Below are 10,425 nucleotides of genomic sequence, written 5' to 3' on the forward strand. Positions count from 1 at the left end.
TGTCATTGGGAAGAGGGGGTTCCGGGTGTCTGACTCGTTTGTGCACCTGCACGTGCACACAGAGTATTCAATGCTCGACGGGGCGGCCCGGATCAAAGAACTTCTGGCGGAGGCGAAACGGCTCGGCATGCCGGCCGCGGCGATCACCGACCACGGCAACATGCATGGGGCGTACGACTTCTATCAGCAGGCCAAGGCCGCCGGCGTGACCCCGGTGATCGGGGTCGAGGCCTATGTCGCGCCGGAGTCGCGGCTGACCAAGACCCGCATCAAGTGGGGCCGTCCGGAGCAGAAATCGGACGACGTTTCCGGTAACGGTGCGTACACGCACATGACCATGTGGGCACGCAACGCGGTCGGCCTGAAGAACCTGTTCCGGCTCAACTCGCGCGGCTCCATGGAGGGCCAGCTCGGCAAGTACCCGCGGATGGACTTCGACATCATCGCGGAGCACGCCGAGGGCATCATGGGCACCACCGGCTGCCCGTCCGGCATCGTGCAGACCCGGCTGCGCCTGGGGCACTTCGACGAGGCGCTCAAGTCGGCCGCGAAATACCAGGAGGCGCTCGGCAAGGAGCACTACTTCCTGGAGATCATGGACCACGGCCTGTCGATCGAGAAGCGGGTCCGCGACGGCCTGCTGGAGATCGGCAAGAAGCTCAACATCCCGCCGCTGGTGACCAACGACTCGCACTACGTGCACGAGGAGCAGTCGGCGGCGCACGACGTGCTGCTGTGCGTCCAGACCGGCAGCAACGTGGCCGACCCCAACCGGTTCCGCTTCGACGGCTCCGGCTACTTCGTGAAGTCGGCCGACCAGATGCGCGCCGTCGATTCCTCGGAGGCGTGGCAGGAGGGCTGCCGCAACACCCTGCTGGTGGCCGAGAAGGTGGACACCGAGGGGATGTTCACCTTCAAGAACCTGATGCCGCGGTTCCCGATCCCGGACGGCTACACCGAGGAAGAGTACTTCCGGCACGTCGCCTTCGAGGGCCTGCGCAAGCGGTTCCCGGGCGGCATCCCGGAGGCGCACGTCAAGCAGGCGGACTACGAGCTGGGCGTCATCATCTCGATGGGCTTCCCGGCGTACTTCCTCGTGGTCGCCGACTTCATCCAGTGGGCGAAGGACAACGGCATCGCGGTCGGTCCCGGTCGTGGCTCGGCGGCGGGCTCGCTGATCGCGTACGCGATGGCGATCACCGACCTCGACCCGATCCAGCACGGCCTGATCTTCGAGCGGTTCCTCAACCCCGAGCGTGTCTCGATGCCCGATGTCGACATCGACTTCGACGACCGGCGCCGTGCCGAGGTGATCCGCTACGTCACCGAGAAGTGGGGCGAGGACAAGGTCGCTCAGATCGCCACGTTCGGAACGATCAAGGCCAAGGCCGCGATCAAGGACTCGGCCCGGGTGCTGGGTTACCCGTTCGCGGTCGGCGACAAGATCACCAAGGCGATGCCGCCGGACGTCATGGGCAAGGGCATCACCCTCGGCGGCATCTTCAACAAAGAGGACAAGCGCTACAACGAGGCCGGTGAGGTCCGCGGCCTCTACGAGACCGACCCCGACGTCAAGAAGGTCATCGACACCGCCCGCGGCATCGAGGGCCTGATCCGGCAGACCGGTGTGCACGCCGCCGGCGTCATCATGTCCGCCGAGCCGATCATCGACCACATCCCGCTCATGCGCCGGGCCAGCGACGGCGTGATCATCACGCAGTTCGATTACCCGACCTGCGAGACGCTCGGCCTGCTGAAGATGGACTTCCTCGGCCTGCGCAACCTGACCATCCTCGACGACGCGAACCGGAACGTCGAGCTCAACCACGGTCAGAAGCTCGACCTGTTGGCGCTGCCGCTGGACGATCCGAAGGCGTACGAGTTGCTGGCCCGCGGCGACACGCTGGGCGTGTTCCAGCTCGACGGCGGGCCGATGCGCTCGCTGCTGCGCCTGATGAAGCCGGACAACTTCGAGGACATCTCCGCCGTCCTGGCGCTCTACCGGCCCGGCCCGATGGGCGTCGACTCGCACACCAACTACGCGCTCCGCAAGAACAAGCTCCAGGAGATCACCCCGATCCACCCGGAGCTCGAGGAGCCGCTGCGGGAGATCCTGGAGCCGACCTACGGCCTGATCGTCTATCAGGAGCAGGTGCAGCGGGCCGCGCAGATCCTCGCCGGTTACAGCCTCGGCCAGGCCGACCTGCTGCGCCGCGCCATGGGCAAGAAGAAGAAGGAGATCCTCGACAAGGAGTTCGTGCCCTTCCGGGACGGCTGTCGCGCGCACGGTTACGGCGACGAGGCCATCCAGGCGGTGTGGGACGTGCTGGTCCCGTTCGCCGGCTACGCGTTCAACAAGGCACACTCCGCGGCGTACGGGCTGGTCTCCTACTGGACCGCCTACCTCAAGGCGCACTACCCCGCCGAGTACATGGCCGGTCTGCTCACCAGCGTCGGCGACGACAAGGACAAGATGGCCGTCTACCTGGCGGAGTGCCGCCGCATGGGCATTCAGGTGCTGCCGCCCGACGTCAACGAGTCGGCCGGGCCGTTCACCCCGGTCGGCAAGGACATCCGGTTCGGCCTGGGCGCGGTCCGCAACGTCGGCGGCAACGTGGTCGAGGCGATCGTCCGGTGCCGCAAGGAGAAGTCGGAGTACGTCGACTTCTACGACTTCCTGTCCAAGGTCGACGCGGTGGCGTGCAACAAGAGGACGATCGAGTCGCTGATCAAGGCGGGCGCGTTCGACTCGATGGGGCACTGCCGCAAGAGCCTCCTGGCGGTGCACGCCGAGGCCATCGACGCCTACGCGGACGTCAAGCGCAACGAGGCCGCCGGCCAGTTCGACCTCTTCGGCGCGTTCGGTGAGACCGCGGGCGGGGGCGGGTCGGCCGCGGTCACCATGCCGCCGATCGGCGACAGCGAGTGGGACAAGCGCGACAAGCTGGCTTTCGAGCGCGAGATGCTCGGCCTCTACGTCTCCGACCACCCGCTCGCCGGGCTGGAGGTGATGCTGCAGAACGCGGCCGACACCACGATCGCCGCGCTCAACGAGGAGGGTTCGGTCCCGGACGGCTCGGTCGTCACGCTCGCCGGCATCCTCACCGGGGTGCAGCGCCGGATCACCAAGCAGGGCCGCTCGTGGGCGTCGGCCACTCTGGAGGACCTGGCCGGCGGGGTGGAGGCGCTGTTCTTCCCGAACACCTACGAGCTGATCGGGCAGTTCATCGCCGAGGACGCGATCGTGGTCGTCAAGGGCCGGATCGAACGCCGCGACGGCGCCGCCCGGATCATGGCGATGGACATGTCCATCCCCGACGTCTCCCACAACCCGGACAGCAAGCCGGTCACCCTGACGATGCCGATCACCAAGTGCACGCCGCCGATGGTCGACCAGCTCAAGGAGATCCTGGTGAGCCACCCGGGCGAGACCGAGGTGCACGTGCACCTGCAGAACGGCAAGCGGACCACGGTCATGCGGCTCGGCGGTGTGCGGGTCGCGGCGACACCCGCCCTGCGCGCCGATCTGAAGATGATCCTCGGCCCCGCGGCCGTCGCCTGACGGCGCCGGCCGATCTGGAAGGATCGTAGGGTGGTGTACCCGAGTGAACAGCCGGCCGGGCAGTCTCCCGTACCGGACGGCATCCCCCCGGCTGCCGGTGAGCCCTCCGGGGCGTCCGGCCGCCCCGGGCGCGACTGGCGACAGTGGTTGCGCTTCCATCAGAGCAGCCCGAGGCCGTGGCGTCGCACGCTGAGCGTGACCGTGGGTGTGGCCACGTCGATCGCTGTCCTCGGGGTGCTTCTGGGCCTGGGGTGGGCCTGGCTGGCGCCGACGGTGCCGGTCGTCAACGCGGGCAGGGCCGGGGTGGTGGTCACCGACCCGTCCCCCGAGCAGTACATCGCCGCCGACGGCTGGTTCACCCTGCTGGGGCTCGGGTTCGGGCTGATCGTGACGATCGGGGCCTGGCTGGTGCTGCGCCGGGACCGCGGGCCGTTCCTGCTGCTCGGGGTGGTCGGTGGCACCTTCCTGGCGGGCCGCTGGGTGGCTCCGGCGATCGGCCAGTTCCTCGGCCGGGACGCCTACGACCGCTGGCAGGCGACGGCGGCGCAGGGCGCGACCTATCTGGCGCCGCCCGAGGTGCAGTCGCTCGGGCCGAAACTGGTGCCCGCCTTCGTGGCGGCGATCGTGCTCACCCTGCTGGCCGGCTGGTCCAACGACCCCGACCTGGATCTTCCCGGCGCCCACCCGGGGTACGGCCACCAGCACGCCTACCCGCCGCCCTACGAGACCTCGGTGGCCGACCCGGCGGGAACGCCCGGGTTCGGGGAGCCCGGGTTCGGTCAGTCCGGTTTCGATCAGCCCGGCTCCGGCCGGCCCGGCTCGGAGCAGTCCGGCTACGGCCCGCCGGGCTTCGGGTCGCCCTATGTGCCGGCGCCCCCGGCCGACCCCTCCGCGGCGCAGCCGCACGGCGGCTCGGAGCAGCCCCGGCCCTGACCCCGCGTCTCACCGCGGCGGCCGCGCGGCGGCTCGGAGCAGCCCCGGCCCTGACCCGTGCCTCACCCCGGCGGTCGCGCTGCGGCCCGGAGCGGGCCGGGCGTCGCGTTCGTGGCCGACGGGACGCCCGTCGCTGCGGTCGGGGACGGGCTGGGTCGTACCGGGAAGTCAGTTGGGGCTTGCGGGTCTGGCCAGGTCGGACAGCGGGACCGGAACCGCGCGGACGCGTGCCAGCAGGCCGGCCTCGCGGTTGAGGAGGCGAAGCTCGGCGCGCAGGCGGCCGGCGGTGTCGGGCATGGCCAGCAGCATCTGGCGCTCCTCGACGGTGAGCTGCGCGGTGGCGGCGACCAGGTGGGAGAGGACGGTGGGGTCGTCCGGCACCTGGTCGAGGACCTCGCTGTTGGGGCGCAGCAACTCGAGGTAGGTGCGGAACGCGGTGAGCACGCGCGGCGCCAGCAACTGAGCGGTCTCGCTGGGCTCGTCCTCCTCGGCGAGCCAGCGGACGCTGGCCGTCAGGTACGGCTCGGCGCCCTGCTCGACACTGAGGACCGTGAAGCGGCGGCGGCCGACGGTCATGATGTCGAAGCGGCCGTCGGGCAGCTCGGTGACGTGGCGCAACTCGGCCGTGCAGCCCACCTCGTAGAGGTCGGCGGCGCCGACGGGCGGCTGCGGAACGGCGCCGTCCTCACCGGGGTCGGGAGCCACCTCACTGCCGTGCCGCAGCGTGACCACGCCGAACTCGTGGGGTGCGCTCTCCGACCGGGCCACCAGCTCACGCACCAGGGTTCGGTAACGCTCCTCGAAGATGTGCAGGGGCAGCACGAGACCAGGGAAGAGCACCGTACTCAGCGGGAAGACCGGCAGCCGATCGCTCACACGTGCAGCCTAGTCCCCCGCACACCATGGTCAACCCGGCGCGGCGTTACGGCGACGGCCGGTATTCGGTCGCGTCGTCTCGGTCATGATCGATATCGTGCGCGTGTGGCATCGAACTTCGACTGTCTGGGACTCGGCTCTCTGGACCGTGACAGCATGAACGACCTTCTCAACCGGGTGCTGCCCGCCGCCGAGCTGATCGGCCAGGCGGGCGACGTCGCGGTGCACCGGTGGACCGACCCGTCCGGCGTGCGGCTCGTGGTCGCCCTCCGGGACGGGCGGCTGGAGGAGCTGCTGCCCTCGTTCTCCGGCGTGCCGGGCGCGAGGCTGGCCGAGGTGCGCCGGGTCAGCGACGAGATGATCGTCGCCGACGTGGTGGACGACGCCGGCGAACAGGCCACCATGCTGGCCGCCGCGTCCGAGCAGTTGCTCCTTCTCCCGCGGGGGACGGGGCCGATCAGCGGCCGGGCGTCGCTGATCGCCCTGGGTGTGCAGGTCACCGTGCACGCCGACGAGGACGCCTTCGCCGCGTCCGACGCGAGCCTGCTGAGCGGGGGTGACGGCGAGGACGGCGGCGACTCCGAGCCGCCCGCGCACTTCGTGGAGAACGGCTGGACGTGGCCGCCGCGGATGGGCGCCGAGTCGTTCATCTCCTACGGCGCGTTCGATCAGGAGAACGGGGATCCGATCGCCCAGCTCAACGGGATCGTGCTGTCCGCCGAGCGGCGGGTGGTGGCGGCGACCGGCGGCGAGTTCTCGGTGGCCCGGGTGCGTTCGGTCGGGTTCGAGGCGGATCTGTGCCTGCCCGGCGACGTGCCGACGCCGGCGCCCGGCAACGTGATCGGCGGGGTCGTCTACCTGATCGCGGACCTGCCGTTCGTGTCGGCTCCGGCGCCCGCGGCCAAGGCCAAGCGGTCCTGGTGGCGGCGCTGAGGCTCACACCGAGCCGCTGAGGCCCCCACGCCCCGGCGTTGAGGTCTCCACGGCCGGGCGGTGAGATCCCAACGCCTGGGCCGGGAGCGTCGCCGCCGGAAACCCGGTTGGGCGGCGGCCTAGACTGGTCCCGTGCTGAATCGCATCGACCTACGCGGCGCCCGGCGGGACCCGCGCGGACTGCTGCCCCGTGCCCAGCTCGACGTCTCCGTGGCCGTCGAGAGTATTCGCCCGGTCGTCGAGGCGGTCCATGAGCATGGGTTCAGCGCGATCCGGGAGGCGACGGAGAAGTTCGACGGCGTCACCCTGGAGCGCCTGCGGGTGCCGGCCGAGGCGATCGCCGCCGCGTCCGAGGCGCTCGAGCCCGAGGTGCGCGCCGCCCTCCTCGAGGTGATCAAGCGGGCCCGCAAGGTGCACGCCGATCAGCGCCGCACCGACGTGACCACCCAGGTGGTCGACGGCGGCACGGTCACCGAGCGCTGGGTGCCGGTGCGCCGGGTCGGCCTCTACGTGCCCGGTGGCCTGGCCGTCTATCCGTCCACTGTGGTGATGAACGTGGTGCCCGCCCAGGAGGCCGGGGTCGAGGGCCTGGTGGTGGCGTCGCCGCCGCAGGCGTCCAACAACGGCCTGCCCGACTCCCGGGTGCTGGCCGCGTGCGCGCTGCTCGGTGTGGACGAGGTCTACGCGGTCGGCGGCGCCCAGGCCATCGCCATGCTGGGTTACGGCGCCGACGGCGCCGACGAGGCCGACCGGTGCGAGCCGGTCGACGTCATCACCGGCCCGGGCAACATCTGGGTGACCGCGGCGAAGCGGCTGCTGCGCGGCGTCGTCGGGATCGACGCCGAGGCCGGGCCCACCGAGATCGCCATCCTGGCCGACGACACCGCCGACCCGCGGCACGTCGCCGCCGACCTGATCAGCCAGGCCGAGCACGACCCGCTCGCCGCGAGTGTCCTGGTCACCGACTCTCTCGCGCTGGTCGAGGGGGTCGAGATCGAGCTGGCGAAACAGGTCGCGGCCACCCGGCACGAGGAGCGGGTGCGCACCGCGCTGACCGGCGAGCAGTCCGGGGTGGTCCTCGTCGACGACCTGGAGCAGGGCCTGCGGGTCGTCGACGAATACGCCGCGGAGCACCTGGAGATCCAGACCCGGGACGCGCGGGAGTGGGCCATGCGGGTCCGCAACGCCGGCGCGATCTTCGTGGGCGCGTGGGCGCCGGTGTCCCTCGGCGACTACGCCGCCGGGTCCAACCACGTGCTGCCGACCGGCGGCTGCGCGCGACACTCCTCCGGGCTGTCGGTGCAGTCGTTCCTGCGTGGCATCCACGTCGTGGAGTACACCGAGGACGCTCTGCGAGACGTGGCGGGCCACGTGGTGGCGCTGGCCGATGCGGAGGATCTGCCGGCGCACGGCGACGCGGTGAAGGCCAGGTTCGGCGCATGACGACGATCGAGGACCTGCCCCTCCGGGACGACCTGCGGGGCCAGACGCCGTATGGCGCGCCGCAGCTCGACGTCACGGTCCGGCTGAACACGAACGAGCACGCCTTCGCGGTCCCGCAGCCGGTGATCGAGGCGATGCGCAAGATGCTCGACGCTGAGCTCGCCGACCTCAACCGATACCCCGACCGCGACGCCGTGGCACTGCGCACCGACCTGGCGGCCTACCTGGGCCACGGCCTGAGCTGCGCGAACGTGTGGGCGGCCAACGGTTCCAACGAGGTGCAGCAGCAGCTCTTGCAGGCGTTCGGCGGCCCGGGGCGGACGGCGCTCGGCTTCGGCCCGTCCTATTCGATGCATCCGCTGCTCGCGGCCGGCACCGGCACCCGCTGGATCGGCGCGCTGCGCGACCCCGACTTCGGGCTGCGGGCCGACGCGGCGGTCGCCGAGATCCACCGGCACGACCCCGACCTGGTGTTCCTCTGCTCGCCGAACAACCCGACCGGCACCGCCCTGGACCCCGCGGTGATCGACGCGGTGCTGGGCGCGGCGCGGGGCATGGTGCTGGTCGACGAGGCCTATTTCGAGTACGCCCGGAGCGGTACCCGCAGCGCGATCGAGCTGCTGCCCGGGCACCCGCGGCTGGTGGTGACCCGGACCATGAGCAAGGCGTTCGGGTTCGCCGGCGGGCGGCTGGGCTACTTCGCCGCCGACCCGGCCGTGGTCGACGCGGTTCAGTTGGTGCGCCTGCCGTACCACCTGAGTGCTCTGACCCAGGCCGCGGCGCGGGCGGCGGTCTCGCAGAGCGCCGCGCTGCTCGCCACCGTCGAGGAGATCAAGGTCCAGCGCGACCGGATCGTCGCCTCCCTGCGGGAGCGTGGGATCAGGGTCGCCGACAGCGACGCCAACTTCGTGCTGTTCCGGACCGGCGACGACCAGAAGGCCGCGTGGCAGGCGTTCCTCGACCGGGGCGTGCTGATCCGTGACGTGGGCCTGGCCGGCTGGCTGCGGGTCACCGCCGGCACCGAGGCCGAGACCACCGCATTCCTGAACGCCGCTGAGGAGATCCTGTGACCAGGAGCGAAGCGACCCGGGAAGCCCCGTTTTCCAAGCGGCGAATCGCAGCGCCGACGACCGAAGTGAGGAGTGCGCTGTGAATCGCCGCTTCGCGCGTATCGAGCGCGTCACCAACGAGACCAAGGTGCTGATCGAGATCGACCTCGACGGCACCGGCAAGGGCGACCTGAGCACCGGGGTCGGGTTCTACGACCACATGCTCAACCAGCTCGCCAAGCACGGTGGGTTCGACCTCACCGTGCGCTGCGAGGGCGATCTGGAGATCGACTCGCACCACACCATGGAGGACACCGCCATCGCCCTCGGCGAGGCGTTCGCGCAGGCGCTCGGCGACAAGCGGGGCATCCGGCGGTACGGCTCGGCCACGATCCCGATGGACGAGGTGCTGGTCCGGGCCGCCGTCGACCTGTCCGGCCGGCCCTATGTGGTGCACGACGAGCCGCTGCTGACGCCGTATATCGGCCCGGTCTACGCGACCAGCATGACCCGGCACATCTTCGAGGCGTTCGGCCACGCGGCCAAGGTGACCCTGCACGTGGACGTGCTGCGCGCCTGCCGCCCCGGCGGCCACCCGGACGCGCACCACGTCGTCGAGGCCCAGTTCAAGGCGTTCTCCCGGGCGTTGCGCGAGGCCGTCGAGATCGAGCAGCGCTTCGCCGACGCGCTGCCCTCCACCAAGGGTGTGCTGTGATCTCGCTGGTGCTGTTCGCGCTGGCCGGCATCCTGATCGGTGGCGTGATCCAGCTGGTCAAGTCGGGCGCCACCCGCTTCAGCGTCGGGATCACCGCGGTGCTCGCGGCGCTGGCCGCCGCGGGTGGCTTCGCGTGGTGGCCGGGGGAGGCCTGATGACGGCCAACGTGGTGATCCTCGACTACGGGTCGGGCAATCTGCGGTCGGCGGAGCGGGCGGTCGCCCGGACCGGCGCCGACGTGACCGTGACCAGCGACCTCTCCTTGGCGGCCGAGGCGGACGGCCTGGTCGTGCCGGGCGTCGGAGCCTATGCGGCCTGCATGGCGGGGATCGTGGGGCTGAACGCGGGGCCGATGATCGCCGACCGGGTGGCGGCCGGGAGACCGGTGCTCGGCATCTGTGTCGGCATGCAGATCCTCTTCGAGTCCGGGGTGGAGCACGGGGTGGAGACGAAAGGGTTGGGCCTGTTGCCGGGCTCGGTCACCAAGCTGTCCGCCGAGCGGATTCCGCACATGGGGTGGAACACGGTCGACGTGCCGGAGGGCTCCCGGTTGCTGGCGGGGCTCGCCGCGGACACCCGGTTCTACTTCGTCCACTCGTACGCCGCCCAAGATCTTGATCTTCTGAAGGGCGCCAGGGTGACCACCGCGGCTCACGACCTGCCGTTCGCGGCCGTGGTGGAGGCCGGCGCGCTCAGCGCCGCCCAGTTCCACCCGGAGAAGTCGGCGGACGCCGGTTTCGGGCTGCTCAGCAACTGGGTCGCGACCCTCACGTGAGCAAGGAACGTGCCCGGCGGCGGGCCGAGAGGCTCGCCGTCCTGGAAAGGGAGAAAGCCGTGCGGGCCCGCCGGGTGGCGCGCCGCGGGCCGCGCCCGGCGGGGGGGCGCCGGGGGGGGGCCCCGGGCGGGGGGGGCGG

9 protein-coding genes are annotated in these 10,425 nt (G+C 71.0%); 8 read left to right on the forward strand and 1 reads right to left on the reverse strand.

The features are described from left to right. Positions 1-25 precede the first annotated feature (25 nt). Positions 26-3,562, forward strand: coding sequence for a DNA polymerase III subunit alpha (gene dnaE / locus QLQ12_RS38500; RefSeq protein ID WP_282765884.1), 3,537 nt, complete (start codon positions 26-28; stop codon positions 3,560-3,562). A gap of 30 nt (positions 3,563-3,592) precedes the next feature. Next, entirely contained in the window at positions 3,593-4,495 is a 903-nt protein-coding gene (locus tag QLQ12_RS38505) for a hypothetical protein (RefSeq protein ID WP_282765885.1), read from the forward strand. Positions 4,496-4,663: 168 nt separating this feature from the next. On the opposite strand, the gene QLQ12_RS38510 is transcribed toward QLQ12_RS38505, so the two are convergent. Next, positions 4,664-5,371 (reverse strand): LON peptidase substrate-binding domain-containing protein, encoded by a 708-nt coding sequence (locus QLQ12_RS38510; RefSeq protein ID WP_282765886.1) that lies wholly within the window; start codon positions 5,369-5,371, stop codon positions 4,664-4,666. 105 nt (positions 5,372-5,476) lie between these two features. Between QLQ12_RS38510 and QLQ12_RS38515 the strand changes: the two genes are divergently transcribed. The 6 genes from QLQ12_RS38515 (at position 5,477) to hisH (ending at position 10,286) form a co-directional block, all read left to right on the forward strand. Continuing rightward, entirely contained in the window at positions 5,477-6,304 is an 828-nt protein-coding gene (locus QLQ12_RS38515) for a hypothetical protein (RefSeq protein ID WP_282765887.1), read from the forward strand. A 132-nt stretch (positions 6,305-6,436) separates the two neighbouring features. Beyond that, positions 6,437-7,747: a histidinol dehydrogenase gene (gene hisD, locus QLQ12_RS38520; RefSeq protein ID WP_282765888.1), complete on the forward strand. Its 1,311-nt coding sequence runs from the start codon at positions 6,437-6,439 to the stop codon at positions 7,745-7,747. Next, the gene (locus tag QLQ12_RS38525; RefSeq protein ID WP_282765889.1) at positions 7,744-8,817 is read left to right on the forward strand and encodes a histidinol-phosphate transaminase; all 1,074 of its coding nucleotides are present in this window, start codon (positions 7,744-7,746) and stop codon (positions 8,815-8,817) included. Before hisD ends, QLQ12_RS38525 begins: the two co-directional genes overlap by 4 nt. 79 nt (positions 8,818-8,896) lie before the next feature. Next, on the forward strand, positions 8,897-9,511 hold the full coding sequence (gene hisB, locus QLQ12_RS38530; RefSeq protein WP_282765891.1) for an imidazoleglycerol-phosphate dehydratase HisB: 615 nt from the start codon (positions 8,897-8,899) through the stop codon (positions 9,509-9,511). Continuing rightward, positions 9,508-9,666: a hypothetical protein gene (locus QLQ12_RS38535; RefSeq protein WP_282765893.1), complete on the forward strand. Its 159-nt coding sequence runs from the start codon at positions 9,508-9,510 to the stop codon at positions 9,664-9,666. Before hisB ends, QLQ12_RS38535 begins: the two co-directional genes overlap by 4 nt. After that, on the forward strand, positions 9,666-10,286 hold the full coding sequence (hisH, locus tag QLQ12_RS38540; RefSeq protein WP_282765894.1) for an imidazole glycerol phosphate synthase subunit HisH: 621 nt from the start codon (positions 9,666-9,668) through the stop codon (positions 10,284-10,286). Before QLQ12_RS38535 ends, hisH begins: the two co-directional genes overlap by 1 nt. The last annotated feature ends 139 nt before the right edge of the window (positions 10,287-10,425 follow it).

The organism is Actinoplanes sandaracinus, from assembly GCF_030009775.1.
Lineage (GTDB): Bacteria > Actinomycetota > Actinomycetes > Mycobacteriales > Micromonosporaceae > Actinoplanes > Actinoplanes sandaracinus.

What these genes read in the sequence shown, in the direction of transcription:
- QLQ12_RS38525 (WP_282765889.1), top strand. Translation starts at nt 7,744, where the DNA reads ATGACGACGATCGAGGACCTGCCCCTCCGGGACGACCTGCGGGGCCAG.
- hisH (WP_282765894.1), top strand. Translation starts at nt 9,666, where the DNA reads ATGACGGCCAACGTGGTGATCCTCGACTACGGGTCGGGCAATCTGCGG.